The sequence below is a fragment of the Duganella sp. AC917 genome, from assembly GCF_979258245.1.
On the sequence record NZ_OZ409848.1, the window covers coordinates 5137423 to 5162434 of the forward strand.

A 25012-nucleotide genomic window follows, 5' to 3' on the forward strand; every position below is an offset into this window, starting at 1 on the left:
ATGATGACGGGTGGTAGGCCGGCACTGGTGTAAGCCGAATTGGCTCGGCCGTCGGCGTCGGTCAGGTGGCGCGGCGCATCTCGGCGACGAAATCGTAATGGTCGCTATGACAATACGAATGCGTCAACTCCATCGCCTCGCCCGATTCCAGATAGGCGATGCGCGTGATGTACAGCACCGCCTGCCCCTCGGGCACGCCCAGCTGGCGCGCCAGGTCGGCCGACGCGTTCATCGCGCGGATGTGCTGCAGCGCCCGCACCGGCGACTGGCCGATGCTGTCGAGATACTGGTACAGGGACGCGCCCACCGCATCCGGGTCGGCCAGCACGGTCTGCGGCAGCACGCTGACCTCGTAGGCCATGACGACGTCGTCGGCCAGCCGCAGACGCTCGAGCCGGGCCACTTTGGAATACGGCGATAAGCCCAGGCTCAGCTGTTCCTCGGGCGTCGGCGTGACGATCGCGCGCTTGAGCCAGCGCGAGCCCGGCACGTGGCCGCGCTGCTGCAACTGCTCCGAAAAACTGGTCAGGTTCGACAGCGGCTGCTCGATGCGCGGCGCGATGTAATTGCCCGAGCCGCGGCGGCGCACCACCAGGCCCTGGTCGACCAGCTGGTCGATCGCCTTGCGCGCGGTCACCCGCGACACGTTGAGCAACTCCGACAGCGCCCGCTCGGACGGCAGCGCCTGGTCGACCTGATAACGGCCGTTGTGCACATCGTCGCTCAACTTTCGCGCAATCTGCATGTACAGCGGCGAACTGTCGTTGGCGTCCGCCTTGAATTCAAACCCACTCTGGCTCATTTGTTTCTCCTCACCCCCTAGTGTAATAGCGATACGCAAGCCCGTGCGCCCGCACGGCTGTAAAAGGCGATATTTAGTGCCGCCGGCGTAACGCGGGCCGCTGCGCAAGCGGCCCATTTGGCGGATAATGCTGACTTGTCACACCAGCCAGTCCTGCCACCATGTCCAAGAAGTCCGCCGCGCCAGCCGGCTGCCCGTGCGGCGGCCCCTCGTACGCCGCCTGTTGCGGCCCGTATATCGACGGCGCCGCCCTGCCGCCGAGCGCCGAAACGCTGATGCGCTCGCGTTACACCGCCTACGGCCTGCGCAACGAGCCCTACCTGCTGGCCACCTGGCACGCCAGCACCCGGCCGACCGAGCCGATCATGAGCGACGAAGAAAAATTGCAATGGTTGGGACTTGAGGTAAAATCTGCTTTACGTTTACGTCAACGTAAAGCAGAAGTTGCAGGAGTTACAACTGTGCAGCCGGCCGATCCGGACCGCGACACGGTCGAATTCGTCGCCCGCTTCAAGGTCAATGGCAAGGCGCAGCGCCTGCACGAGATCAGCAACTTTGTGCGCGAGCCGGCCGACGGCGGCCCGCGCTGGTTCTACGTTGACGGTAGTTTTCCCGAATAGCCATCACGACGCGTGCGAGACCACGCGCACAAAGGAAAAACAATGCCGCAGATCGACAGCAAGCTCAATCCCCGCAGCGAGGACTTCAAGGCCAACGCCGCCGCCATGCAGGCCGTGGTCGACGACCTGCGCGCCAAGGTCGCTAAAATCGCGGCCGGCGGCGGCGAGGCGGCGTCCGCCAAACACGTCGCGCGCGGCAAACTGCTGCCGCGCGACCGCGTGCAAATGCTGCTCGATCCCGGCACGCCCTTCCTCGAACTGTCGCAGATGGCGGCCTACGGCATGTACCAGGACGCCAACGGCGTCGACGCCGCGCCGGCGGCAGGCATCATCACCGGCATCGGCCGCGTGGCCGGTCAGGAATGCGTCATCGTCTGCAACGACGCCACCGTCAAGGGCGGCACCTACTACCCGATGACGGTCAAAAAGCACCTGCGCGCGCAGGAAATCGCCGACCAGAACAACCTGCCATGCATTTACCTGGTCGATTCCGGCGGCGCCAACCTGCCCAACCAGGACGACGTCTTCCCAGACCGCGACCACTTCGGCCGCATCTTCTACAACCAGGCCAACCTGTCGGCCAAGGGCATCCCGCAGATCGCCGTCGTTATGGGCTCATGCACCGCCGGCGGCGCCTACGTGCCGGCCATGAGCGACGAATCGATCATCGTCAAGGACCAGGGCACGATCTTCCTCGGCGGCCCGCCGCTGGTGAAGGCGGCCACCGGCGAGGTGGTGACGGCCGAGGACCTGGGCGGCGGCGACGTCCATACCCGCCTGTCCGGCGTGGCCGACCACCTGGCGCAAAACGATCTGCACGCGCTGTCGCTGGCGCGCACCATCGTCTCCAACCTGAACCGCAGCAAGCCGCAACAGGGCGCGCTGCGCGAAGCCGAAGCGCCGAAATACGCCGCCGAAGAACTGTACGGCGTGATCCCGGTCGATACCCGCAAGCCGTTCGACGTGCGCGAGGTCATCGCCCGCATCGTCGACGGCAGCGAATTCGACGAATTCAAGGCGCGCTACGGCACCACGCTGATCTGCGGCTTCGCCCACATCTTCGGCATGAAGGTCGGCATCATCGCCAACAACGGCATCCTGTTCTCGGAATCGGCGCTCAAGGGCGCGCACTTCATCGAGCTGTGCGCGCAGCGCAAGGTCCCGCTGGTGTTCCTGCAAAATATCACCGGCTTCATGGTGGGCCGCAAATACGAAAACGAGGGCATCGCCCGCAACGGCGCCAAGATGGTCACCGCCGTCGCCACCGCCGCCGTGCCCAAGTTCACCGTCATCATCGGCGGCAGCTTCGGCGCCGGCAACTACGGCATGTGCGGCCGCGCGTTCTCCCCGCGCTTCATGTGGATGTGGCCCAACGCCCGCATCTCCGTCATGGGCGGCGACCAGGCCGCGTCGGTGCTGGCCACCGTCAAGCGCGACGGAATCGAGGGCAAGGGCGGTTCGTGGTCGGCCGACGAAGAGGCAGCCTTCAAGCAGCCGATCAAGGACCAGTACGAGCACCAGGGCCACCCGTACTACGCCACCGCGCGCCTGTGGGACGACGGCGTCATCGACCCGGCCGACACCCGCATGGTGCTGGGCCTGGGCCTGTCGGCCGCGCTCAACGCCGTAATCCCCGACACCAAGTTCGGTGTCTTCAGGATGTAACGACGACCATGCGCCATCGACTGCCACCCCGTCACCGTCTGGCCGCAATGATTTGCGTGCTGGCGTGCGCCCGCGCCGGGGCGCAGGGGGGCGCGCAAGAACACACGCAGGTGACGATGCTGCAGCCGCTGACGGCACCCGGCCAGTCGCTGCCGCTGGTCGACAAGCGCATGGGAGAACAAGTGGTCGACGTCCCCGCCACCATCGGCGGCGACACCATCACCCTGCAAACGACGATCTTCAAACCACCGGGCAACGGCCCGTTCCCGGTGCTGTTCATGAACCACGGTAAATCGGGCGGCGCCGACGCCCACCAGCAGGAACGCGCCCGTTATGTGGTGCTGTCGAAGCAGTTCATCCGGCGTGGCTATGCGGTCGTTATACCCATGCGGCTCGGCTTTGCCGGCTCGGGCGGCATCTACGTCAACTCGCACTGCCGCGCCGAGAAAAACGGCGACGACCAGGCCAACTCGCTGTTCTTCGCGATGCAATACGCGATGAAGCAGCCGTGGGCGGATCAAACCCACGTGCTGCTGGCCGGGCAGTCGCACGGCGGCCTGACGGCCATTGCCGCCGGCAGCCACAATATCAGCGGCGTGCGCGGCGTGATCAACTTCGCCGGTGGCGTCAACAGCCGCTCCAAGTGCGACTGGCAGGGCGCGCTGGTCGACGCTTTCAAGGCCTACGGCGCGCGCAGCAAGGTGCCCACGCTTTGGTTCTACGGCGCCAACGACGTCCACTTCGGGCCGAAGCTGGCCGAGGATCTGTACGCGGCCTACACCGGCGCTGGAGGCAAGGCGCAGCTGGTCGCCTTCGGCCCGTTCAAGAAGGACGCGCACACGATGGTCCTGAGCGCGGACGGCGTGCCGATCTGGCTGCCGGAGACCGAACGCTTTCTCACCTCGATCGGCATGCCGACCGCCATCAAGTACGCAATCAAGGAGTAGGCATGGATTTCAGCACTTTAAACATTACGCGCGAAGGCAAAACCGCCACCGTCACGCTGAACCGGCCGGACACGCGCAACGCCTTCAACGAAGAGACCATCGCCGAAATCACGCGCGCCTTCCGCGAGCTGGGAGCGGACGACGACCTGCGCGCCATCGTGCTGGCCGCCAATGGCCCGGCCTTCTGCGCCGGCGCCGATTTGAACTGGATGAAAAAAATGGCGGGCTACACGCACGCCGAAAACCATGCCGACGCGCTGCAACTGGCGGAGATGCTGCGCACGATCTACCTGTGTCCCAAGCCCGTGGTGGCCAAGGTGCAGGGCGATTGCTACGCCGGCGGCATGGGCCTGGTGGCCGCCTGCGATATCATCGTCGCGGTCGACGAGGCCAACTTCTGCCTGAGCGAAGTGAAACTGGGCCTGATCCCCGCGACCATTTCGCCCTACGTGATCAAGGCCATGGGCGAAAACGCCTCGCGCCGCTACTTCCTGACGGCCGAACGCTTTTCGGCAGGCGAAGCGCTGCGCATCGGCTTCGCCCACGAGGTGGTGGCCGCCGACGCGCTTGACGCCAGGGTGGCGGAAATCGTCAAGGCGCTGGTCAACAACAGCCCGCACGCGGTGCGCCAGGCCAAGGCGCTGGTGCGCGACGTCGTCGGGCAAACGGTTGACGACGCGCTGCTGGCCGACACCGCCGAACGCATCGCGCATATCCGCGCATCGGAACAGGGCCGCGAAGGCGTGGCCTCGTTCCTGGAAAAGCGCAAGCCGAACTGGCTGACGCAATAAAGAATCGGAGTTTCCTTGCAAGACAAAACACAAAGCGAATGGGTGGCACGCAGCCTGCGCAGCGTATGGCACCCATGCACGCAAATGCAGCACCACGAGACAGTACCTTTAATCCCGGTCAGCCGGGGCAAGGGCGCGTGGCTGTACGACCACGAAGGCCGCCGATACCTCGACGCAATCAGCTCCTGGTGGGTCAATCTGTTCGGCCACGCCAACCCGCGCATCAACGCCGCGCTCAAGGACCAGCTGGACACCCTGGAACACGCCATGCTGGCCGGCTTCACGCACGAACCGGTGATCGAGCTGTCGGAAAAACTGTCGGCGCTGACCGGCCATGCGCTGGGCCACAGCTTCTACGCCAGCGACGGCGCCTCGGCGGTGGAAATCGCGCTTAAAATGAGCTTCCACTCGTGGCGCAACAACGGCAAGGCCGGCAAGCAGGAATTCGTCTGCCTCAAGGGCAGCTACCATGGCGAGACCATCGGCGCGCTGGCCGTCACCGACGTCGCGCTGTTCAAGGACGCCTACGGCCCGCTGCTGCGCGCCTCGCAAACGGTGATGTCGCCGGACGCCCGCAATGCCAACGCCGCCGAAGGTGAAACGGCCGAAGACATGGCGCGCCGCGCGGCCGCCGACGTCGAACGCCTGTTTGTCGAAAAAGCCGACAAGATCGCCGCCATCATCATCGAGCCGCTGGTGCAATGCGCCACCGGCATGGCGATGCACGACCCGCTGTACCTCAAGCTGGTGCGCGAGCTGTGCGACCGTCACCAGGTGCATCTGATCCTCGACGAAATCGCCGTCGGCTGCGGCCGCACCGGCACTTTCTTCGCGTGCGAGCAGGCCGCCGTCTGGCCGGACTTCCTGTGCCTGTCCAAGGGCATCAGCGGCGGCTACCTGCCGCTGTCGCTGGTGATGACGCGCGACGACATCTACCAGGCCTTCTACAGCAGCGACGTCACGCGTGGCTTCCTGCACTCGCACTCGTACACCGGCAACCCGCTGGCCTGCCGCGCGGCGCTGGCGACCCTGCAAATCTTCGAGGAGGACGATGTCCTCAACGCCAACAAGGTCAAGGCCGCGCGCCTGACGGCGGCGCTGCAACCGCTGGCGCAGCACAAGCAGGTGCGCAACTTCCGCCAGCGCGGCATGATCTGGGCCTTCGACGCCATCGGCGCCACGCCGGACTTTTCGCGCCGCTTCTTCGCCACGGCGGTCGAGCATGAGCTGCTGATGCGCCCCATCGGCGCCACCGTCTACATGATGCCTCCGTATATCCTGAGCGACGACGAAATCGACGGCCTGGCCGCCAACACGCTGGCCGTGTTCGACAAAACCATGGCGGGCTGACGATGGATCTGCTCAACCAACTCACGCGGCAGCTGCGCGCGCTCGACGAACAAAGCCTGATCCGCAAGCGCCGCACCGTCGATACGCCGTGCGGCGCCCGCGTCTCGGTCGACGGCCGCGAGCTGCTGGCCTTCTGCAGCAACGACTATCTGGGCCTGGCCAACCACCCCAAGCTCAAGCTCGCGCTGCAGGAAGGCGCGGCGATCTACGGCGTCGGCAGCGGCGCCTCGCACATGATCAGTGGCCACGTCCGCGCCCACGCCATGCTGGAGGACCGCCTGGCCGAATTCGTCGGCGCGCATCTGGAATCGGCCCGCGCGCTGACCTTCTGCACCGGCTACATGGCCAACCTCGCCATCATCACCGGCCTGACCGCCGGCGACCGCGAGGCCGAGATCTTCTCCGAATCGCTCAACCACGCCTCGCTGATCGACGGCGCCCGCCTGTCGCGCGCCAAGGTCACCGTCTATCCGCATGCGGATCTGGAAAAACTGGCTACCATGCTCGCGGCCAGCAACGCCGCTACCAAGCTGGTAGTGACGGACAGCGTGTTCAGCATGGACGGCGACCTGGCGCCGCTGCCGGCGCTGCTGACGTTGTGCGAACAACACGGCGCCTGGCTGGTGATCGACGACGCCCACGGCTTCGGCACCCTGGGCGCCCACGGGCGCGGCGCGCTGGAGCATTTCAACCTGCGCTCGCCCTATCTGGTCTATATGGGCACCCTGGGCAAGGCGGCCGGCGTTGGCGGCGCCTTCGTGGCGGCCCACGAAACGGTGATCGAAACGCTGATCCAGAAAGCCCGGCCGTATATCTTCACCACCGCCACCCCGCCGGCGCTGGCGCACGCCCTGCTGACCAGCATTGCGCTGATCGAAGGCCAGGAGGGGATAAAGCGGCGCGCGCACCTCGCCGCATTGGTGGCACAATTGGACGATGGGGAGGTTGGGCTCAAACTGCGTCGCTGGCGGCGTTTGCCGTCGCTGACGGCGATCCAACCGATCCTGATCGGCGATAATGCCGAAACCATGCGCGCCGGCGCGGCCCTGTACGAGCAGGGGCTGTGGGTCGGCACTATCCGTCCGCCCACCGTCGCACCAGGCACATCGCGCCTGCGCGTGACGCTGTCGGCGGCCCATAGCAGCATGGAGGTGGCGCAGCTGATCGCCGCGCTGAATACGTTGGATATGAGTTTGGCAGTGGGTGCAGGCCCGGAAAGGACGTCAGATGAGTCTAGATGATCCCGTCATAGCAGTCGATATACCGTCCGATGCGCCAGTGGTGGACGAAGAACTGGAGCTGGAGCAACAGGTGCAGCCGGCCGCGCTGGCCAACGGCTTGCCGCCGCGCTTTTGCTGCTTCGTCACCGGCACCGACACCGAAATCGGCAAGACGCTGGTCTCGTCGGCGCTGCTGCACGCACTGGTCAAGGCCGGCGTGCGCGCCTGCGGCATGAAGCCGGTCGCCGCCGGCGCCGAGCTGCGCGACGGCGAATGGCACAACGACGACTGCGACCAGCTGGCCGCCGCCGGCAATGTCCACCTGCTGCCGACCATCACCACGCCGTTCCTGCTCAAGGAGCCGGCCGCGCCGCACATCGCCGCCGCGCTGGAAGGCATCGTCATCTCGCCGGTGCCGATCCTGGCGGCCTACGTCGAAATCAATGCCGCCTCCGACGCCGTGGTGGTCGAGGGCGTGGGCGGTTTCCGCGTGCCGCTCAACGACGAATTCGACACCGCCGACCTGGCAGAGCAGCTTGCGCTGCCGGTGGTGCTGGTGGTGGGTCTGCGGCTCGGCTGCATCAGCCATGCGCTGCTGACGGTCGAGGCGATCGAAGCGCGCGGCCTGACCGTGATCGGCTGGGTCGCCAACGAAACCCAGGCCGACATGGCCTTTGCCGACGAAAACGTCGCCGCGCTGGCGCAGCGCATCGACGCGCCGCTGCTGGGACGCATCCCGCGCCTGGCGCAGCCGAGCGCGGAGGCCGCGGCCGCCCATCTCGATTTTACCGAGCTGCCCAACTGGCCAACTCAGAACAAACTTTGAACGAACTTTGAACAGACAAGGAAACACGATGTCCCTGACCACCCTCCAAGAACCTAAAACCGTCGCCCTGCACCGTCCGACCGCCGCGATCACCCTGCCGCCGGCGGCGACCTGGCCGCTGGAAGACGTGATGGCCCTGTTCGACCTGCCGTTCAATGACCTGATGTTCAAGGCGCAGCAAACGCACCGCCTGAACTTCCCGGACGGCGACGTCGAACTGGCCACGCTGCTGTCGATCAAGACCGGCGGTTGCGAGGAGGATTGCGGCTACTGCCCGCAGGCGGCGCGCTACGACACCGGCGTCGAGGCCAAGAAGATCCTCGACATCGACACGGTGCTCGACGCGGCCCGCCAGGCCAAGGACAACGGCGCCACCCGCTTCTGCATGGGCGCCGCCTGGCGCAGCCCGAAGGAACGCGACATGGACAAGGTCGAGGAGATGGTGCGCGAAGTGAAGGCGCTCGGCCTGGAAACCTGCGCCACGCTGGGCATGCTGGAGGAAAGCCAGGCGCAGCGCCTGAAGGACGCCGGCCTCGATTACTACAACCACAACCTCGACACCGCGCCCGAGTTCTACGACAACGTCATCTCCACCCGCGAATACCAGGACCGCCTGGACACGCTGGTCCGCATCCGTGAAGCGGGCCTGAAGGTCTGCTGCGGCGGCATCGTCGGCATGGGCGAGACGCGCCTGCAGCGCGCCGGCCTGATCGCGCAGCTGGCCAATCTGAACCCGTATCCGGAATCGGTGCCGGTCAACCACCTGGTGCAGGTCGAAGGCACGCCGCTGTACGGCATGGACCCGCTGGACCCGTTCGAGTTCGTGCGCACCATCGCCGTCGCCCGCATCACGATGCCGAAGGCGCGCGTGCGCCTGTCGGCCGGCCGCCGCCAGATGGGCGAAGCGGTGCAAGCGATGTGCTTCATGGCCGGCGCCAACTCGATCTTCTACGGCGACAAGCTGCTGACGACCGAGAATCCGGAAGCGGAGGACGACCGCAACCTGCTGGCGAAACTGGGCCTCAAAACCCGTGGCGCCGTGCTGGAATCGGCGCCGAAGGAAAAGTGCGGCTGCTAAGCAGTACAGGGTTGGCCGGGGGTTAAAAAACAAAGAATAGAGAGAGACGAAAATGTTCACCAAAATCCTGATCGCAAACCGTGGCGAGATCGCCTGCCGGGTCGCCGCCACCGCCCGCCGCATGGGCATCAAAACCGTCGCCGTCTATTCCGAGGCCGACGCCAACGCCAAGCACGTAGCCGTCTGCGACGAGGCGGTGCTGATCGGCCCCGCCGCCGCCAAGGAGAGCTACCTGTGCGGCGACAAGATCATCGCCGTCGCCAAGGCCACGGGCGCGCAGGCCATCCACCCCGGCTACGGCTTCCTGTCCGAGAACGCCGGCTTTGCCGACGCCTGCGCCGAGGCGGGCCTGGTCTTCATCGGCCCGCCGGCATCGGCGATGCGCGCGATGGGCTCCAAGTCCGCCGCCAAGTCGCTGATGGAAAAGGCCAACGTACCGCTGGTGCCGGGCTATCACGGTGAACAGCAGGATGCCGACTTCCTGCACACGCAGGCCGACAAGATCGGCTACCCGGTGCTGCTCAAGGCCTCGGCCGGCGGCGGCGGCAAGGGCATGCGCGTGATCGAGAACTCGGCGCAGTTCAAGGACGCGCTGGCGTCGTGCAAGCGCGAAGCGATCAGCTCCTTCGGCGACGACAAGGTGCTGGCGGAAAAATACCTCCAGCGTCCGCGCCACATCGAAATCCAGGTGTTTGCCGATACGCTGGGCAATTGCATCTACCTGTTCGAGCGCGATTGCTCGGTGCAGCGACGCCACCAGAAAGTGCTGGAGGAAGCCCCGGCGCCGAACATGACGGCCGAACGCCGCGCCGCCATGGGCGAAGCGGCGGTGGCCGCCGCCAAGGCGGTCGGCTATGTGGGCGCGGGCACGGTGGAATTCATCGCCAACCAGGACGGCTCGTTCTACTTCATGGAGATGAACACCCGCCTGCAGGTCGAACACCCGGTCACCGAGATGATCACCGGGACCGATCTGGTGGAGTGGCAGCTGCGCGTCGCCGCCGGCGAAGCGCTGCCGAAACAGCAGCACGAACTGGCCATCAACGGCCATGCCATCGAGGCGCGCATCTACGCCGAAAACCCGGAGAAGGGCTTCCTGCCGTCGATCGGCACCTTGCGCCATCTGGCCACGCCGGACGCCGTCTCGTTCGAGCTTGGCGGCGCGGTAAACACGCCCGCCGGCGTGCGCATCGACTCCGGCGTGCGTGGCGGCGACGCCATCTCGCCGTTCTACGATCCGATGATCGCCAAGTTGATCGTCTGGGGCGCGGACCGCAAGCAGGCGCTGGCCCGCATGGCGCAGGCGCTGTCCGAATACCAGGTGGTGGGCCTGGCGACCAATATCGCCTTCCTCAAGCGCCTGGTGGAAGGCCAGGCCTTCTCCACCGCCGATCTGGACACCGGCCTGATCGAACGTAATCAGGACGCGCTCTTCCCGGCGCCGCAGGCCGCGCCCAAAGCCGCGCTGGCGCTGGCCGTGGTGTCGCTGATCGCCGCCGAAAAACACAGCGCCGCCGCGCAATCGCGCGCCAATCCAGCCGATCCGTGGGGTCAGGCGCTGGGCTGGCGCATGAACCAGCAGTATGTCCGCGCGCTGTCGTTCGGCGACGAATTCGCCAGCGACGAACCTTACACCGCCCACGTCAGCTACCGCGCCGACGGCTGGCTGTTCAGCGTGGGCGCGGGCGCACAGCCAGAAGTCCTCAGCCTCACGTCCGAGGATGCGGATGGCTACCGCATCAAGCTGGGCGACCAGGCCGTGCAAGGCGCGGTGCGGCGCGACGGCGACGTGCTGCACGTCTTCACCGGCGGCGCGCATTACCAGTTGACCTACAACGACCCGATGGCCCATGCCGGCGAGGCCGAGGCCGAAGGCGGCCGCCTGACCGCGCCGATGCCGGGCAAAGTGGTCGCGGTGCTGGCCGCCAAAGGCCAGGAAGTGAAAAAAGGCGAGGCCCTCGTCATCATGGAAGCCATGAAAATGGAACACACCATCGCCGCGCCGCACGATGGCGTGGTCGATGACATCCTCTACGGCGTCGGCGACCAGGTGGCCGACGGTGCACCGCTGCTGGCGTTCAAGACGACGTAAAGAGAAATCGGGGAAATCATCATGCGCATTCTTTTGCACCGCGCGGACGGCAAGACCGAGCCGTGGATCAAGGACTTCACCAAATTCCTGCCCGAGGCGGAATTCGAGATCTGGCACGCCGGCGAAACCAGCCAGCCCTGCGACTACGCGGTGGTGTGGTCGCCGCCCGAGGCCATGCTGCCGGAACTGGCGCAGGTCAAGGCGATCTTCAACACCGGCGCCGGCGTCGACGCGCTGCTGCGCTTTGGCGATGCGATCCCGCGCGAAGTGCCCATCATCCGCCTCGGCGACGCCGGCATGGCGGTGCAGATGGCCGAATACGTCACGTACTCGGTGCTGCGCTACTTCCGCCGCTTCGACGAATACGAAGCGCAGGCGCGCGCCGGCCATTGGGCGCCGTTGCCGCAGCATACCAAGATCGATTTCTCCATCGGCGTGCTGGGCATGGGTGTGCTGGGCACGCGCGTGCTCGAGGCGCTGGCGCCGTTCGGCTTCCCGCTGCGCGGCTGGAGCCGCAGCGAAAGGATCATGCCGGGCGTGCAGTGCTATCACGGCAGCGAGGGTCTGGACACCTTCCTGCGCGGCACCCGTGTGCTGGTCTGCATGCTGCCGCTGACGCCCGAGACGACTAATCTGGTCGACCGCACCAACATGGGCAAGCTGCCGGCGGGCGCCTTCATCATCAACGTCGCGCGCGGCGCCCACCTGGCCGAACCGGACCTGCTGTCGCTGATCAAGTCCGGCCACATCGCCGCCGCCAGCCTGGACGTGTTCCGCAACGAGCCGCTGCCTGCGCAGCACCCGTTCTGGCAGGAGCCGCGCATCACGATCACGCCGCACATCTCGGCGCTGACGCTGCGCCGCGAAAGCGTGCAGCAGATCGCCGAGAAAATCCGCAAGCTCGAAAAGGGCGAACCCGTCGCCGACATCGTCGACCGCAACCAAGGATATTGAAGATGAACAGTTTGCCCCGGCAGGTCAAGATCGTCGAAGTGGGGCCGCGCGACGGCCTGCAAAACGAAAAAGCCAGCGTGCCAGCCAACGTCAAGATCGAGCTGGTGGACCGGCTCACCAGCGCCGGCTTCCAGAACATCGAGGCGGCGTCCTTCGTCTCGCCGAAATGGGTGCCGCAGATGGCTACGAGCGCCGAGGTCATGGCGGGCATCGCGCGCAAGGACGGCGTGATCTACTCCGCGCTCACGCCCAACATGCAGGGGCTGACCGCGGCGCTGGCCGCGCGCGCCGATGAAGTGGTGATTTTCGGCTCGGCGTCTGAGGCGTTCTCGCAAAAGAACATCAACTGCTCGATCGCCGAATCGATCGCCCGTTTCGCCGACGTGGCCAGGGCCGTCAAGGAAAACGGCCTGCGCCTGCGCGGCAGCATCAGCTGCTCGTTCGGCTGCCCGTACCAGGGCGACGTGCCGCTCGACGCGGTGGCCGACGTGGTAGGCCGCATGCGCGACCTGGGCTGCGACGAGATCGACATCGCCGACACCATCGGCGTGGCCACGCCGCGCAAGACGCAAGCAGTGATGGAGAGCGCCATCCGCGAGTTCCGCGTCGACGGTCTGGCGGGGCACTTCCACGATACCTACGGACAGGCGCTGGCCAACATCTATGCCAGCCTGGAGGTGGGCATTTCGATTTATCACTCGTCGGTGTCGGGGCTCGGCGGCTGCCCGTACGCCAAGGGCGCGACCGGCAACGTCGCCACCGAGGACGTGCTGTATCTGATGCAGGGGTTGGGGATCGAGACCGGCATCGACCTCGATATCGTGGTCGACGCGGGCCAGTTCATCTCGCACTTCCTCGGCCGCAAAGGCGCCAGCCGAGCCGGCAACGCCATCGCCGCCAAGCGCGCGAACTAGAACGTTACATTTGCCGGAACTGGCGCGTGCAGGCTTCGCTGACCGCCAGTTTCTCCGGCCGTCCCTTCAAATGAATCTCCATCGCCGCGCCGTCGCGGTCGATGCGCTCGATCGCCTCCAGGTTGACGATCGCCCCGCGATGCACCTGCGCGAACTGGCCCGGGTCGAGCTGCTCGATCAGGCTTTTCAGCGGCACGCGTATCAACGCATCGCCGGTGGCAGTCACCACCCGCGTGTACTTGCCGTCCGACGTGAAGAACTGCACATCCTTCACCATCACCAGCCGCACCGAACTGCCGGTCGACGCTTTGATCCATTTCAGATAGACCGGCGCGGCAGGCTTGCCAAACAAGCGCTCCCATACCTCCGGCGCCACCGCGCGGCTTTCCCGGCTTTTCAACCGCTTCACCGTTTGCAGCAAGCGCGCGGCTGACAGTGGCTTGACCAGATAATCGGCGGCGCCGGCGTCGAAAGCATTGAGCGCGTGTTCGGCATATGCCGTCACAAAAACGATCTGCGTCGATTCCGGCACGTGGCGCGCCACTTCCAGCCCGTTCAGGCCCGGAATCTGGATATCGAGGAAAACGATATCCGGCCGCAGCGACTCGAGCATCGCCACCGCCTCGATGCCGTTTTCCGCCTGGCCCGCGATTTCCAGCTCGGGCCACAGCGCCGCCAACTGGTCCACCAGTTCGGCGCGCAGCAGCGGCTCGTCCTCGACGATCAACGCACTGGTCATGCGGCCTCCCGCGCCGATACTGGCAGGGGCAACGACAGCATGGCCTCGACGCCGCCATCATGGAGCGCCTCCACCGTCAGCGACGCCCGCTCCCCATACAGCAGCTGCAAACGCTCGTGGATATTGGCCAGGCCCAGTCCCTGGCCCGGCTGGTCGCTGAGGCCCGCGCCGTTGTCGCGCACCGTCAGCCGCAAGGCGCCGCCATCGACGGCCGCCCAAATCAGCAGATCGCCAGGGCGGGTCGCGCTTTCCAGTCCATGCTTGATCGCATTCTCCACCAGCGAAATCAGCATCGCCGGTGGAAACGGCAGCGCGCGCACGGCGTCATCGGCATCGATGCGGAAGCGCAGCCGCTCGCCCATCCTTATCTGCATGATGGACAGGTAATCGCCTGCCAGCGCCAGCTCGCGCCCGACGGTGGAGGACACCGAGCGCATGTCCGGCAGCGCGTTTTGCAGGTAGCCGACCAGATGATCGAGCATCAGCTGCGCCGTTTGGCCGTCGGTGCGGATCAGGTATTTCAGGTTGGCCAGGGTATTGAACAGAAAATGCGGTTCCACCTGCGCCTGCAGCGCCGACAGTTTCGCGTTCAACGCGGCGCGTTCCAGCTCGTGCCCGCGCCGCGCCAATTGAAGCGTGTGATGCCGGCGCTTGACCTCGACTTGCAAATGATAGGCCACGATCTGCACCGCGCCCCATGGCTCGCCCCTTTGCACCTGGAAGAACTCGAGGCCGAAGCGCCGCCGCACCCGGATCTGCGTCGCCTGCCCGGGTTCGCCGACCACCAGCACTTCCATGCGCCGCCACAGCCATAGGGAACGGGGCGGTGAAATCCGGATCCTGCCCTTGAACTGCTGGTGCGAAAACGACGCCGGTCCCGGATAGCCCAGCGCCAGACCGAGTGTCAGGCCGGACAAAGTGTCGGCGCACAGGTCGAAGGTGCTGAGCGTGTCGAGCGGGGAGCTGACTGTGATGCGTGGCTGCGAGGAGATCATCTCCGGCGTCAGCGCCGTGCCGGCCTCGCGCAGCTTGCCGACGTAACTGCACGCCATGGCGATGAGCACCGGGAACATGAGGATGAAATCGATCAGGGGTAATAGGTAGAACCAGTTGACGCTGTCGGCCACATGGCCCTGGGACCACCAGACATACGCGACGGGAAGCGCCAGGCACAGGCCGCCTACCAGCACTGCCGCCAGCGCGTGCCGCAGCAGCGTTTGCAAAAAATAGCGGCGCACAAGCGACGCGTCGTGCTCGACCAGCGCGATCCTGGCGTTGAACGGCAATTTGAACGACATCATGGCGGCACCTCCGTTTGAACTGAAGGCATTCTAGCGAGCCGGCCCGCGTGCCCGGGGCACATGCGACCGGGAGCAGAATTTGCGGGATGAATACGGTAAAAACGAAAAACAAAAGGAAAAACCCCCGTTTGACGTTGCCATCAAACGGGGGTTTTAAATTCTGGTCGGAGTACAAGGATTCGAACCTTGGACCCCCTGGTCCCAAACCAGGTGCGCTACCGGGCTGCGCTACACTCCGAAGAAGCAAGATAATACAAGCTGCCCCAGTATCCGTCAAGTGCCCCTATAGAAATCATTATGTACCACGGTGGATTTTTTTCAATGTAAGATTCCAAGGATATGCATAACTTGACTAAAAAACCATGAGCGCAGCCTTCACCCTCGGCGAGCCGGCACAACTGCGGCGGCCAAAGATGGGCTGGGGCATCGCCGTATCGGTGGTGTTGCATGCGCTGCTGATTTTCGGCTACAGGCTGACGCCGACCCAAGCGCCAGCCGAGTTACCGCCGAGGGAAGCGATGACAGTGTGGCTGGTGCCGCCACCCAGGCTGCCGGCGCCGACGCCGGTGGCCATCAAGCCTGAGCCGCCGCCAGTCAAACAGGTTCAACCGCGCGAACGCGATAGAAAGGTAGAGGTGGAGGTGGCCGGCGCCAGCAAACCAGCGCCAGCGGCGGCACCCGCGAACACGTCGGAGGACAAGCCGTCGCAGGCGATCACCCTGCCGACGCCCGCGCAGGCCAGCAATCAGCCCGATCCGCTTTATCCGGAGCAACAGAAGCAACAGCAGGCCAAATCATTCGATATGAACGCGGCATTGAAGACGGCGCGTAAAGTGGCCAACGAGAAAGACCCGGCGCGCGCGGGCTTGCCGGTGGCGCAGCTCGATGATCACCCGCTTTATCCGGAGCGGACGGCGACCGAGCTGGCGACCAAAATGGAAGGGGCCAAGCGGAAAGACTGCCTGACACAGCCGGGCAACCTGTTGACGCCGCTATTCTGGTTGTTGGAGAAAAAGGATCACGGCTGCAAATTCTGATCAGTCTTCTTCTTTTAACTGCAGGGCGCGATCGTACAAAGCGTTTTTCTTGCGGCCGGTGATCTGGGCGGCCAGGTTGGCGGCCTGCTTGACCGAGCATTCGGTCAGCAATATCTTCAAAATCCGTTCCGCTTCCACATCCTGTTCGTCCTCGGCGGCCGGCGCGCCGGCCAGCAACACGACAAATTCGCCTTTTTCGCGATGCGGGTCGGCCTTGATCCACGCCTCCGCCTCCGACAGCGGACAACGGTGGATTTCCTCGAACATCTTGGTCAGCTCGCGCGCGAACACCACTTCGCGCTCCGGCTCGAACGCCGCCGCCAGCGCCACGGCGCAATCCAGAATCCGGTGCGGCGCCTCGTAAAACACCATTGTCGCGGTCACGGCACGCAATGTGCCGAGGAAATTCTCGCGCTGCTTGGCCTTGGCCGGCAGGAAACCGACAAAGTAGAACTGGTCGTTGACCAGCCCGCTGGCCGACAACGCCGTCACCGCCGCCGACGCCCCCGGCAGCGGCAACACGCGCAACCCTGCCGCCCGCACCGCGTCGACGATGCGCGCGCCCGGATCGGACACCCCCGGCGTGCCGGCGTCGGACACCAGCGCGATGCGCTCGCCGCCCTGCAACCGTCCGATCAGCGTCTCGGCCACTTCGCGCTCGTTGTGCTGGTGCGCGGCTATCAGCGGCTTGTGCAGCCCGAAACGGGTCATCAGCTGCGCCGTGTTGCGGGTATCCTCGCAAGCGACCGCGTCGACCAGACTCAAAACGTGCAATGCCCGCAGTGTAATATCGGTCACATTACCGATGGGGGTCGCCACGATATACAAGGTTGCGCTAGGATAGGCCTGGTGCGCCGTTTCACCCAGCACGGGTAGGGTGGAAATGGCGCGGGAATCTTGGTCGGTCATTGGGGGTCGAATGAAAAGTATGAGGTTGTCGCTGCGGTCTGCGGCTATTACGACGATTGCGGCGGTCACGGCGGTTGCCTTGAGTGCGTGCGGCAGCACGCCGATACCACCGATGGCGCCCATTATAAGCGCAAGCCCGCCGCCGCCCGTTCAGCCCAAACCGCTGCCGAAGCCGCCACCGGAGCCGACCCCGCCGGCGGCCGAAACCTTTGCCATCGACCTGCCGGGCGGCGCCGCCCCCGCGTCATCCGAGGACGCCGGCAACCGCGCCGCCGGCGATCAGCCGGAAAGCCGCATGGCCGACGAGCGCGCCTTGCCGTCGAACGCCCCGATCAATATGGCGCTGCTGCTGCCGCTGCGCTCCGAAACCCTGGGCGCGGCCGCCGAATCGTTGCGCGCCGGCTTCATGGCCGCCTGGGAGCGCGACCGCGACAACATCACCGTCACCGTCATCGAAACCACCGACGTGCCGCAGGACATCCTGTCGACCTACGCCAGCGCGGCCGAGCGCGAGGACATCATTGTCGGCCCGCTGGCGCGCTCTGCCGTGGCGGCGATCGCTTCCAGCCCGCTGGTAAGCAAACCGACCATCGCGCTGAATTATCCGGAAGGGTTCGGCAGCGCCGGCGCCGCGCCGCTGCCGCCGAAGATGCTGGCCATGGGCCTGTCGATCGAGGAAGAAGCGCGCCAGGCCGCCCAGTGGGCCGCCGCCGACCATCCCGGCGCCAGCGCGCTGATCCTCACGACCAGTTCCTCGTGGCAGCGCCGCATCGCCGCCGCCTTCGCCGGCCAGTGGCAGCGCATCGGCCAGCCGGTGCGCATGGTCGAGCTTAACGCCCCCAACGGCTACCTTAGCGACCCGGACCTGGTGCAACTGCGCGCGCGGCTGGCGCAAGATCCGCCCGGCCTGCTGTTCTCGGCCATGGGCGCCGACCAGACCCGCCAGTTGCGCAGCGCGCTGAGCGCGCCGGTGACGACCGAACCGACCAATCCGACCATCAGCACCGCCGACGCCATGCCGGCCCAGCCGCCGGTGGCGGTCAGCTCGTTCAGCGCGCTGCCGGTGTACGGCACGTCGGCGCTCAATCCGGGCGCGACGATGGCTTTCGCCGGTCCCGAGCTCGACGGCGTGCGCCTGCTCGACCTGCCGTGGCAGGTGCAACGCGACCACCCGGCCGTGATGGTCTATCCGCATCCGGTGCAGGCGGGCACGGCCGACATGGAACGCCTGTACGCGCTGGGCATCGACGCCTACCGCGTGGCGCGCGAAATCAGCCGCCATCCGGTCGGCCGCTTCAGCATCGACGGCGTCACCGGCCGCCTGACTATCGATTTCGGCCAGGGCGCGTCCAGCTTCGAGCGCGTCGAGCAGCCGGCCATCTACAAGAACGGCGTGCCGCAGGCCGTCGCCCGATGAGATCGACATGGGGCCGCCACGGCAACGCGCCGCGCCCGCCGGCGGTCAACCCACCGAGCAGCAACGGCTGGGCCGGCTGGGCGAGGACCGCGCGCTGAGCCACCTGCTCGGCCAGGGCCTGACCCTGGTCGAGCGCAACTTCCTGTGCAAGGTCGGCGAAATCGACCTGATCATGCACCAGCGGGACTGCCTGGTATTTGTCGAGGTGCGGCGCCGCGCGGCGGCCGGCTTCGGCGGGGCGGCCGCCAGCGTCACCCCGGCCAAATGCCGCCGCCTGCTCAATGCCGCGCAATATTACCTGCTGCGCTACCGCGATCCGCCTCACTGCCGCTTCGATCTGGTCGCCATCGACAACGAAATGTTGTCATGGATGCAAAATATTTTGGAGTTGTAAGCATTTTTAACAGAGCTTGTCCGGCTCGTTCAGTGACTGCACTATAATCAGCACACTATGAATAATCAACGCATCCTGGCGCACTTCCACGAAAGTGCCGAAATCAAAATCCAATCCGCCACCGTCCTCGCCCCGCATCTGGCGCAGGCGATCGAACTGATGTTCGCGGCGCTGTCCAACGGCAACAAGATTCTGGTGTGCGGCAATGGCGGTTCGGCCGCCGACGCCCAGCACTTCGCGGCCGAGCTGGTGGGACGCTTCGAACGCGAACGCTTCCCGCTGCCGGCGATGGCGCTGACCACCGACACCTCGATCCTGACGGCCGTGGCCAACGACTACAGTTACCGCGAGATCTTCTCCAAGCAGGTGCAGGCGTTCGGCCAGGCCGGCGACATCCTGCTGGCGTTCTCGACGTCGGGCAACTCGGCCAACGTGATGGCGGCCATCGAAGCGGCGCTGGAACGCGAAATGCGCGTGGTGGCAATGACCGGCAAGGGCGGCGGCGCCATCGGCAAGATGCTGACCGACGCCGACGTCCACATCTGCGTGCCGGCCGACCGCACCGCCCGTATCCAGGAAGTCCATCTGGTGTCCATACACTGTATCTGCGACGGCATCGACGTCGCGCTATTCGGAGGAGATGTGAATGACTAACCCAGGTGCTATCTGGAACAAGATCCAGCGCCCGCTGGCCATGAGCCTGCTGTGCGCAACGATGATGACCTCGCTGACCGGCTGCATCGCGCTGGTCGCCGGCGGCGCCATCAGCGGCACCCTGGCCGCGTCGGACCGCCGCACCTTCGGCGCCCAGACCGAGGACACCACGATCCAGATCAAGGCCGGCAACAAACTGCGCAACGTCGTCGGCGACGCCGGCCACACCAACGTCAACAGCTTCAACCGCCGCGTGCTGCTGACCGGCGAAGTGCGTGACGAGGCCATGAAAGCAGCGGCCGAGCGCGAAGTGCGCAGCGTCGAAGGCGTAATCTCGGTCACCAACGAGCTGGAAATCGCCGGCCCGGCCAGCTACACCTCGCGCTCCAACGACGCGCTGATCACCACCAAGGTCAAGGCCAGCCTGGTCGACGCCAAGGATATCTCGGCCAACTCCTACCAGGTCGTCACCGAGCGCGGCACGGTCTACCTGCAGGGCCGCGTGACCCAGCGCGAAGGCCAGATCGGCGCCGACATCGCCCGCGGCGTCAGCGGCGTGAACAAAGTGGTCAAGGTGTTCGAGTACATCTCCGAGGACGAGTACAAGCAGTACCAGGCCACGCCGGCGCCGGCTGCGGCACCGGCCAACACCGACAGCGGTGGCGCCACCACCCACTCGGTGCAGTAAAACCGCCGCTTTGGATAACCCATAAGCGCTCGCGGGCGTCGTCGAAGATACCGGTCTATAATGATCCCACCCTCTTCGGCGCCCGACACCATCATGCAAGATACGCTCACTTCCACTGCCACTCCCCCTCATGCGTCCTCGCGCGGCTGGATCAAGCCGGTGCTGGCGGCGCTGGTGATCGCCGCCATCGGCTTTGGCGGTTACGTCTCGCTGAACAAGCGCCCGGTCGCGCCGGACGTCACCTTCGTCACCATCAAAGGTGAGAAGATCCCGGCCGACGCCTTGCGCGGCAAAGTCTACATGGTCAATTTCTGGGCGACGTCGTGCACCACGTGCGTGGCCGAAATGCCCGAAATGGTCGAGACCTACAACAAGTTCAAACCGCAGGGCATGGAATTCGTCGCGGTGGCGATGAGCTACGACCCGGCCAACTACGTCATCAATTATGCTGAAACGCGCCAGCTGCCCTTCAAGGTGGCGCTGGACACGGACAGCTCGGCCGCCAAGGCCTACGGCGACGTCGCCATGACGCCGACCACTTTCGTCGTCGGCAAGGATGGCAAAATCCTCAAGCGCTATCTGGGCAAGCCGGACTTCGACGAGTTGCACAAGCTGCTGGCCACCTCGCTGAAGAGCTGACCGGCGTCACGTCGCAGGCGCTGGCACAGCGCTTGCATGCTCCATGGCCATCCCAACCCAAGGAGCCGTCATGGACCGCCAGCAAGTCACGCAAAAAATCCTGTCCGTCAAAGTCGCCCGCAACATGCTGTGGGGCGACATCGCCAAAGAGATCGGCCAGAGCAAGGAGTGGACGACCGCCGCGCTGCTCGGCCAGATGACGTTCAACCGCCAGCAGGCCGACACGGCTCAGCGGCTGTTCGACCTCACCGACGAGGAGGCGGCGTGGCTGCAGATCGTCCCCTACAAAGGTTCGCTGCCGTCTGCGGTGCCGACCGATCCGCTGATCTACCGCTGGTACGAGATCGTCAGCGTGTACGGCACCACCATCAAGGAATTGATCCACGAGGAGTTCGGCGACGGCATCATGAGCGCGATCGACTTTTCGATGGACATCCAGCGCGAGGAAGATCCGAAGGGCGACCGCGTGCAGGTGGTCCTGAGCGGCAAATTCCTGCCCTACAAATCCTATTGATCAGAACCCGGCCTGCACGGACACGTACACGCCGTGCTGCTTCTTCGGATTGAAAATGGTGATGTCGCCCAGCTCCGCGTAGGCCGCCGTCACCGAGAAGTTCTTGGTCGGGAACCACGCCACAAAGGCGTCGTAATACGCCTTCTCGTCATCGACGCCCAGGTTGTGCGGCTTGCGCCGGTACTCGGCGCCCACCGCCAGCTTGCGCGTGACCAAGTACGCGGCCGAGAACTCCGGCATGAAGCGCCGGCTGTCGCGCAGGTCGCCGCCGAATCCCAGCAAACCCATTTGATTGGCGTTGGTGGACCTCAAGGTGGCGTTCAGCAGCAGGCTTTGCTCGAACAGGATCTTTGTGGCGGCGACATAATAGTCGTAGCCGTGATCGTCCCTGGCGCCCAGCTGCGTCACGTTGGTCACGCCCAGCGCGCCGAGTCCACCGACGCCCTTGTTCTTCTTGTACATCGCGCCAACGGCGATCTGCGGCAGCCAGTTATCCTGCTCGTAGACGGCGTCCCCGGCGACTTTCACTTTCAAGCCGACGATATCCTGCCGGATGGTTAGCTGGTCGAGCGGCGCCAGGCTGCCCTTGAATTCCTGGTTGGCCAGCGAAATCTCGACCCGGTCCGCGATCCCCACCGCCACGCCGTAGCTGGTCAACTTGTAGTCCTGCGTTTTCAGATACGTGTAGTGGGTGTTCGCGCCCCAGCTATCGCGCGTGCCGTAACCGGAGATCAGCGCCCACGGCACGATGCCGCCGCCACCGGCGCCTTCGACCTGGCTGACGCCACCGGTGGCGAGAAACTTGCCCATGTCCGGCATCGCCTGCGCGGCTGCGCCGCCGCACGTAAAAGCGGCCAACGCCACCAACGACGGCACTGCCGCCGCGAGGATATTTTTCAGAGGATGATTGTTCACTGCGAGGCTCCCGGCCGTATCATTTGGTCACGATGGCGCGCTGCATCGGCGCCAGCTTGGCGATCAGCTTATTCGCCACGCTGTTTGGCACGTTGTTGCGCTCCATGGCGATCTGCAAATCCTCGGTCAGCGCGTTGAACATCGCGTTGGTGACTTTCAAATCCTGGTGCACGGTCGCCATGTCACGCTCGGTGCCGACACCGTCCATCGTCTTGTCGCGGTATTTGCCGGTGTACTTGCAAGGGCCGCCGGCGAACTCGCAGAACTGCTCCTGCAAACGCACATTGAGCTGCTCCATATCGAAATCGGCGAAGCTCTCCTTGATGCGCGCATCGGCCAGCAGCAGCGGGATGAAGGTGTCGACGATCTTTTTGATGCCTTCCTTGCCGCCCAGGCCCTGATACACCTTGTCGTCGGTGTACGGCGTTTGCGCGAAGGTTAGCGAGGAGGCCAGCAGCAGGCCGAAACCGATGCCGGTCACCTTGGTCCATGTACCCATTTGATATCCTTGTGCGAGAACATTGTCTACGCACAATCTATCAGCTATTTGGGGAACAAAACCATCTGTGTGCAGCGGAACAACGCTATTGTTTTGCCAGTGGCCCGGCTGGTCACCACCGCGTCCCACACCTGCGTGGTGCGGCCCAGGTGAACCGCCTTCGCGGTGGCGACCACCACGCCTTCGCGCGCGGTGCCGAGATGGTTCGACTTCAGTTCGATGGTGGTGAAGTTCTGCGCGCCTTCCGGCAGGTGAGCGTAGCACGCGTAGCCGCAGGCGGTATCGGCCAGCGTGACGACGCTGCCGGCATGCAGGAAACCGTTCGGCGCCAGATGCTTGGCCGCGACCTCGAACTGCGCCACCAACTCCCCTTCACGCACCGCCGTGATGACGATGCCGAGATGGGACGGCAGCGTCTCCTGACCGAACTGGTTGAAGTACTCGGGCGTGAATTTTTGAGCGTCCATTTGCCAGCCTTTCAGTTTTAAATTTTAGCTGGCAATGATAACAACTTTCGATACTTCAATTGCTATGGGGGCTTTTGGAAGACAAGTGAAGCTATCACCCATGACTTAGCAAGGATCGCGAGCGAAGGCTGAGTCCAGCACCCGCGATCACCCAACTTACATCACGCGTACCCAAGCGCCTTTGTACAGGATCGGGCCGGTCGGACCGTCCGGTTTCGGCGAGCCGCCCTTCGGCTCCAGCGTCACCGCCAGCAGCGCGACGTCGTCGCCGATGGCCTTGCTGGTCAGCGCCAGCTTGACCTCGCCGCGATCGGCCAGAAGGCCCAGCGAGCGCGGATTACCCTGCTTCGGCACGGCCCACAATTCCAGCGATTTATCCGCAGGCACCGGCGCATTGCCCACCATGCGCACCGTCAGCGCCTTGCGGGCGGTGTCGCCGGTCAGCACCAGCGCGGTCTGCGACTTCTCGTCGGTCAGCGTGGCGACGTAATCGAGCGACGGCGCATCCAGCGTGCGCGTGGTGATGACCACCACCAGCAAGGCCGCCAACGCGGTCGATACCACGCCCAGCGAACGCCAGAAGGTCACCGACTCGTTGCGCCAGAACTGCCATGCCGAATGCGCGCGCTTCAGGTTCAGGCGCCGCTCGATGTTGGTCCACACCTGCCGGCGCGGCGTCTGCGGGGTCGAGAACTCGGCCAGCGGCGTCAGACGGTCGGCCCACTCCTGCGTGGTGCGGCGCAGGGCCGCGTCGTTATGCATATAGCCTTCGAAGCGACGGCGCGCGCCACCCTTGAGGGTGCCGAGCACGTACTCCGCCGCCAGCTTCTCGCGCAGCGGTCCGTTGTCGCGGATGTTCATGATTGCTCCCGCTTCGCCAGACAGGTCTTGAGCCGTTCGAGGCTGCGGCGTATCCAGGTCTTGACGGTGCCGATCGGCAGCGCCATCTGCGCCGCCACCTCGCTATGCGACAGGTCGTGGAAAAACGCCAGGCCGACCACCTGGCGGTGCAGCCCTTCCAGCGCGGACATGCAGTAGGCCAGTGCCTTGGCGTCGCTGCTCATCTGAAGTGCCTCGATCGGCGTGGCGCCCGGATCGCGTAATGCATTGATAACCTCGCTGTCAAACTGTTCCCCATCGATTTCGGTGGTCACATCGCTGCGGCGCAAAAGATCGAAAGCCTTGTTGCGCACGATGGTGGTCATCCACGTCATCGGTGCGGCCAAATGGCTCTGATAATTGCCAGCGTTGTTCCAGATCGCCACGAAACTCTCTTGCAACACCTCTTCGGCAAGTTCGCGCTTGTTCAATATACGCAGCGCGAAGCCAAACAGTTTCGATGATGTGGCGTCGTAGAGGGAACGGAAGGCGGCGTCATCGCGGTTTGCGGCGCCTTGCAGCCACGTGCGCAGCTGCTGGGGATCGAGTGAATGAACGTCGGACACTGCGCGCCTTGAAAGTGATGTTGCATTGACGGGAAACAAATTGGGCGTGTGAAAAATACCATACTCTCGCGCGCGCGCGAAAATAAATTATCGGGTCAACAATTGAATCCGAACCGCGCCCCTCGCCGTACAAGC

General features: G+C 65.0%; 27 protein-coding genes and 1 tRNA gene. 18 read left to right on the top strand and 10 right to left on the bottom strand.

Features of this window, described 5'->3' with window-relative positions:
* Positions 1-61: 61 nt before the first annotated feature.
* Positions 62-802 carry a GntR family transcriptional regulator gene (locus ACZ0BA_RS22390; RefSeq protein ID WP_463453368.1) on the bottom strand — a complete coding sequence of 247 codons (741 nt, stop codon included), beginning with the start codon at positions 800-802 and terminating at the stop codon, positions 62-64.
* Positions 803-963: 161 nt separating this feature from the next.
* On the opposite strand from ACZ0BA_RS22390, the gene ACZ0BA_RS22395 reads away from it, so the two are divergent.
* Genes ACZ0BA_RS22395 through ACZ0BA_RS22445 form a run of 11 tightly spaced genes read left to right on the top strand, consistent with a single transcriptional unit; the run spans position 964 to position 13259 of the window.
* Positions 964-1422: a YchJ family protein gene (locus ACZ0BA_RS22395; protein ID WP_463453369.1), complete on the top strand. Its 459-nt coding sequence runs from the start codon at positions 964-966 to the stop codon at positions 1420-1422.
* 42 nt (positions 1423-1464) lie between these two features.
* On the top strand, positions 1465-3087 hold the full coding sequence (locus ACZ0BA_RS22400) for a carboxyl transferase domain-containing protein (protein ID WP_463453370.1): 1623 nt from the start codon (positions 1465-1467) through the stop codon (positions 3085-3087).
* An 8-nt stretch (positions 3088-3095) separates the two neighbouring features.
* Entirely contained in the window at positions 3096-4034 is a 939-nt protein-coding gene (locus ACZ0BA_RS22405; RefSeq protein ID WP_463453371.1) for a dienelactone hydrolase family protein, read from the top strand.
* Positions 4035-4036: 2 nt separating this feature from the next.
* Positions 4037-4825, top strand: coding sequence for an enoyl-CoA hydratase/isomerase family protein (locus tag ACZ0BA_RS22410; protein WP_463453372.1), 789 nt, complete (start codon positions 4037-4039; stop codon positions 4823-4825).
* 15 nt (positions 4826-4840) lie between these two features.
* Positions 4841-6175: an adenosylmethionine--8-amino-7-oxononanoate transaminase gene (gene bioA, locus ACZ0BA_RS22415; RefSeq protein ID WP_463453373.1), complete on the top strand. Its 1335-nt coding sequence runs from the start codon at positions 4841-4843 to the stop codon at positions 6173-6175.
* Between the two features lie 2 nt (positions 6176-6177).
* Positions 6178-7416 (top strand): 8-amino-7-oxononanoate synthase, encoded by a 1239-nt coding sequence (gene bioF, locus ACZ0BA_RS22420; protein WP_463453374.1) that lies wholly within the window; start codon positions 6178-6180, stop codon positions 7414-7416.
* Positions 7403-8221, top strand: a complete 819-nt coding sequence (bioD, locus tag ACZ0BA_RS22425) for a dethiobiotin synthase (protein ID WP_463453375.1) — start codon at positions 7403-7405, stop codon at positions 8219-8221. The genes bioF and bioD overlap by 14 nt, the downstream gene beginning before the upstream one ends.
* A gap of 28 nt (positions 8222-8249) precedes the next feature.
* Positions 8250-9299: a biotin synthase BioB gene (gene bioB / locus ACZ0BA_RS22430; protein ID WP_463453376.1), complete on the top strand. Its 1050-nt coding sequence runs from the start codon at positions 8250-8252 to the stop codon at positions 9297-9299.
* Between the two features lie 52 nt (positions 9300-9351).
* Complete coding sequence (locus ACZ0BA_RS22435) at positions 9352-11391, top strand: acetyl/propionyl/methylcrotonyl-CoA carboxylase subunit alpha (RefSeq protein WP_463453377.1); 2040 nt, start codon at positions 9352-9354, stop codon at positions 11389-11391.
* 21 nt (positions 11392-11412) lie between these two features.
* Entirely contained in the window at positions 11413-12345 is a 933-nt protein-coding gene (locus ACZ0BA_RS22440) for a 2-hydroxyacid dehydrogenase (protein WP_463453378.1), read from the top strand.
* 2 nt (positions 12346-12347) lie between these two features.
* Positions 12348-13259 carry a hydroxymethylglutaryl-CoA lyase gene (locus ACZ0BA_RS22445; protein ID WP_463453379.1) on the top strand — a complete coding sequence of 304 codons (912 nt, stop codon included), beginning with the start codon at positions 12348-12350 and terminating at the stop codon, positions 13257-13259.
* 4 nt (positions 13260-13263) lie between these two features.
* On the opposite strand, the gene ACZ0BA_RS22450 is transcribed toward ACZ0BA_RS22445, so the two are convergent.
* The 3 genes from ACZ0BA_RS22450 to ACZ0BA_RS22460 all read right to left on the bottom strand — a co-directional run bounded on the left by ACZ0BA_RS22450 (position 13264) and on the right by ACZ0BA_RS22460 (position 15537).
* Complete coding sequence (locus ACZ0BA_RS22450; RefSeq protein WP_463453380.1) at positions 13264-13998, bottom strand: LytR/AlgR family response regulator transcription factor; 735 nt, start codon at positions 13996-13998, stop codon at positions 13264-13266.
* Positions 13995-15299 (bottom strand): sensor histidine kinase, encoded by a 1305-nt coding sequence (locus tag ACZ0BA_RS22455; protein WP_463453381.1) that lies wholly within the window; start codon positions 15297-15299, stop codon positions 13995-13997. Before ACZ0BA_RS22455 ends, ACZ0BA_RS22450 begins: the two co-directional genes overlap by 4 nt.
* A 161-nt stretch (positions 15300-15460) precedes the next feature.
* Positions 15461-15537 (bottom strand) — tRNA-Pro (locus ACZ0BA_RS22460).
* 124 nt (positions 15538-15661) lie between these two features.
* Here ACZ0BA_RS22460 and ACZ0BA_RS22465 point away from each other — a divergent pair.
* The gene (locus ACZ0BA_RS22465) at positions 15662-16336 is read left to right on the top strand and encodes a hypothetical protein (protein ID WP_463453382.1); all 675 of its coding nucleotides are present in this window, start codon (positions 15662-15664) and stop codon (positions 16334-16336) included.
* Here ACZ0BA_RS22465 and rsmI read toward each other — a convergent pair whose 3' ends face one another.
* On the bottom strand, positions 16337-17245 hold the full coding sequence (rsmI, locus tag ACZ0BA_RS22470; RefSeq protein WP_463453383.1) for a 16S rRNA (cytidine(1402)-2'-O)-methyltransferase: 909 nt from the start codon (positions 17243-17245) through the stop codon (positions 16337-16339).
* A gap of 112 nt (positions 17246-17357) precedes the next feature.
* On the opposite strand from rsmI, the gene ACZ0BA_RS22475 reads away from it, so the two are divergent.
* The 6 genes from ACZ0BA_RS22475 to cynS all read left to right on the top strand — a co-directional run bounded on the left by ACZ0BA_RS22475 (position 17358) and on the right by cynS (position 21551).
* The gene (locus ACZ0BA_RS22475) at positions 17358-18662 is read left to right on the top strand and encodes a penicillin-binding protein activator (protein ID WP_463453384.1); all 1305 of its coding nucleotides are present in this window, start codon (positions 17358-17360) and stop codon (positions 18660-18662) included.
* Positions 18663-18669: 7 nt separating this feature from the next.
* On the top strand, positions 18670-19056 hold the full coding sequence (locus tag ACZ0BA_RS22480; protein WP_463453385.1) for a YraN family protein: 387 nt from the start codon (positions 18670-18672) through the stop codon (positions 19054-19056).
* A 57-nt stretch (positions 19057-19113) separates the two neighbouring features.
* Positions 19114-19710, top strand: coding sequence for a phosphoheptose isomerase (locus ACZ0BA_RS22485; RefSeq protein WP_463453386.1), 597 nt, complete (start codon positions 19114-19116; stop codon positions 19708-19710).
* Positions 19703-20398 (top strand): BON domain-containing protein, encoded by a 696-nt coding sequence (locus ACZ0BA_RS22490; protein WP_463453387.1) that lies wholly within the window; start codon positions 19703-19705, stop codon positions 20396-20398. Before ACZ0BA_RS22485 ends, ACZ0BA_RS22490 begins: the two co-directional genes overlap by 8 nt.
* Positions 20399-20491: 93 nt before the next feature.
* A complete protein-coding gene (locus ACZ0BA_RS22495) occupies positions 20492-21037 on the top strand; it encodes a peroxiredoxin family protein (protein WP_463453388.1) in 546 nt (181 codons plus the stop codon).
* 70 nt (positions 21038-21107) lie between these two features.
* A complete protein-coding gene (cynS, locus tag ACZ0BA_RS22500) occupies positions 21108-21551 on the top strand; it encodes a cyanase (RefSeq protein ID WP_463453389.1) in 444 nt (147 codons plus the stop codon).
* Here cynS and ACZ0BA_RS22505 read toward each other — a convergent pair whose 3' ends face one another.
* The 5 genes from ACZ0BA_RS22505 to ACZ0BA_RS22525 form a co-directional block, all read right to left on the bottom strand.
* Positions 21552-22370 (bottom strand): DUF3034 family protein, encoded by an 819-nt coding sequence (locus tag ACZ0BA_RS22505; protein WP_463454810.1) that lies wholly within the window; start codon positions 22368-22370, stop codon positions 21552-21554. It abuts the gene before it with no gap.
* A 115-nt stretch (positions 22371-22485) separates the two neighbouring features.
* On the bottom strand, positions 22486-22965 hold the full coding sequence (locus ACZ0BA_RS22510) for a group I truncated hemoglobin (RefSeq protein ID WP_463453390.1): 480 nt from the start codon (positions 22963-22965) through the stop codon (positions 22486-22488).
* 44 nt (positions 22966-23009) lie between these two features.
* Positions 23010-23432: a PaaI family thioesterase gene (locus ACZ0BA_RS22515; protein WP_463453391.1), complete on the bottom strand. Its 423-nt coding sequence runs from the start codon at positions 23430-23432 to the stop codon at positions 23010-23012.
* 156 nt (positions 23433-23588) lie between these two features.
* A complete protein-coding gene (locus tag ACZ0BA_RS22520) occupies positions 23589-24293 on the bottom strand; it encodes an anti-sigma factor (protein ID WP_463453392.1) in 705 nt (234 codons plus the stop codon).
* A complete protein-coding gene (locus tag ACZ0BA_RS22525) occupies positions 24290-24877 on the bottom strand; it encodes a sigma-70 family RNA polymerase sigma factor (protein WP_463453393.1) in 588 nt (195 codons plus the stop codon). The genes ACZ0BA_RS22520 and ACZ0BA_RS22525 overlap by 4 nt, the downstream gene beginning before the upstream one ends.
* Positions 24878-25012 lie beyond the last annotated feature (135 nt).

Excerpts from the sequence above, each read along its gene's own strand:
- ACZ0BA_RS22390 (WP_463453368.1), bottom strand. The coding sequence starts at position 802 with ATGAGCCAGAGTGGGTTTGAATTCAAGGCGGACGCCAACGACAGTTCG.
- ACZ0BA_RS22395 (WP_463453369.1), top strand. The coding sequence starts at position 964 with ATGTCCAAGAAGTCCGCCGCGCCAGCCGGCTGCCCGTGCGGCGGCCCC.
- ACZ0BA_RS22400 (WP_463453370.1), top strand. The coding sequence starts at position 1,465 with ATGCCGCAGATCGACAGCAAGCTCAATCCCCGCAGCGAGGACTTCAAG.
- ACZ0BA_RS22405 (WP_463453371.1), top strand. The coding sequence starts at position 3,096 with ATGCGCCATCGACTGCCACCCCGTCACCGTCTGGCCGCAATGATTTGC.
- ACZ0BA_RS22410 (WP_463453372.1), top strand. The coding sequence starts at position 4,037 with ATGGATTTCAGCACTTTAAACATTACGCGCGAAGGCAAAACCGCCACC.
- bioF (WP_463453374.1), top strand. The coding sequence starts at position 6,178 with ATGGATCTGCTCAACCAACTCACGCGGCAGCTGCGCGCGCTCGACGAA.
- bioD (WP_463453375.1), top strand. The coding sequence starts at position 7,403 with ATGAGTCTAGATGATCCCGTCATAGCAGTCGATATACCGTCCGATGCG.
- bioB (WP_463453376.1), top strand. The coding sequence starts at position 8,250 with ATGTCCCTGACCACCCTCCAAGAACCTAAAACCGTCGCCCTGCACCGT.
- ACZ0BA_RS22435 (WP_463453377.1), top strand. The coding sequence starts at position 9,352 with ATGTTCACCAAAATCCTGATCGCAAACCGTGGCGAGATCGCCTGCCGG.
- ACZ0BA_RS22440 (WP_463453378.1), top strand. The coding sequence starts at position 11,413 with ATGCGCATTCTTTTGCACCGCGCGGACGGCAAGACCGAGCCGTGGATC.
- ACZ0BA_RS22445 (WP_463453379.1), top strand. The coding sequence starts at position 12,348 with ATGAACAGTTTGCCCCGGCAGGTCAAGATCGTCGAAGTGGGGCCGCGC.
- ACZ0BA_RS22450 (WP_463453380.1), bottom strand. The coding sequence starts at position 13,998 with ATGACCAGTGCGTTGATCGTCGAGGACGAGCCGCTGCTGCGCGCCGAA.
- ACZ0BA_RS22455 (WP_463453381.1), bottom strand. The coding sequence starts at position 15,299 with ATGATGTCGTTCAAATTGCCGTTCAACGCCAGGATCGCGCTGGTCGAG.
- ACZ0BA_RS22465 (WP_463453382.1), top strand. The coding sequence starts at position 15,662 with ATGAGCGCAGCCTTCACCCTCGGCGAGCCGGCACAACTGCGGCGGCCA.
- rsmI (WP_463453383.1), bottom strand. The coding sequence starts at position 17,245 with ATGACCGACCAAGATTCCCGCGCCATTTCCACCCTACCCGTGCTGGGT.
- ACZ0BA_RS22475 (WP_463453384.1), top strand. The coding sequence starts at position 17,358 with ATGGCGCCCATTATAAGCGCAAGCCCGCCGCCGCCCGTTCAGCCCAAA.
- ACZ0BA_RS22480 (WP_463453385.1), top strand. The coding sequence starts at position 18,670 with ATGGGGCCGCCACGGCAACGCGCCGCGCCCGCCGGCGGTCAACCCACC.
- ACZ0BA_RS22485 (WP_463453386.1), top strand. The coding sequence starts at position 19,114 with ATGAATAATCAACGCATCCTGGCGCACTTCCACGAAAGTGCCGAAATC.
- ACZ0BA_RS22490 (WP_463453387.1), top strand. The coding sequence starts at position 19,703 with ATGACTAACCCAGGTGCTATCTGGAACAAGATCCAGCGCCCGCTGGCC.
- ACZ0BA_RS22495 (WP_463453388.1), top strand. The coding sequence starts at position 20,492 with ATGCAAGATACGCTCACTTCCACTGCCACTCCCCCTCATGCGTCCTCG.
- cynS (WP_463453389.1), top strand. The coding sequence starts at position 21,108 with ATGGACCGCCAGCAAGTCACGCAAAAAATCCTGTCCGTCAAAGTCGCC.
- ACZ0BA_RS22505 (WP_463454810.1), bottom strand. The coding sequence starts at position 22,370 with ATGCCGGACATGGGCAAGTTTCTCGCCACCGGTGGCGTCAGCCAGGTC.
- ACZ0BA_RS22510 (WP_463453390.1), bottom strand. The coding sequence starts at position 22,965 with ATGGGTACATGGACCAAGGTGACCGGCATCGGTTTCGGCCTGCTGCTG.
- ACZ0BA_RS22515 (WP_463453391.1), bottom strand. The coding sequence starts at position 23,432 with ATGGACGCTCAAAAATTCACGCCCGAGTACTTCAACCAGTTCGGTCAG.
- ACZ0BA_RS22520 (WP_463453392.1), bottom strand. The coding sequence starts at position 24,293 with ATGAACATCCGCGACAACGGACCGCTGCGCGAGAAGCTGGCGGCGGAG.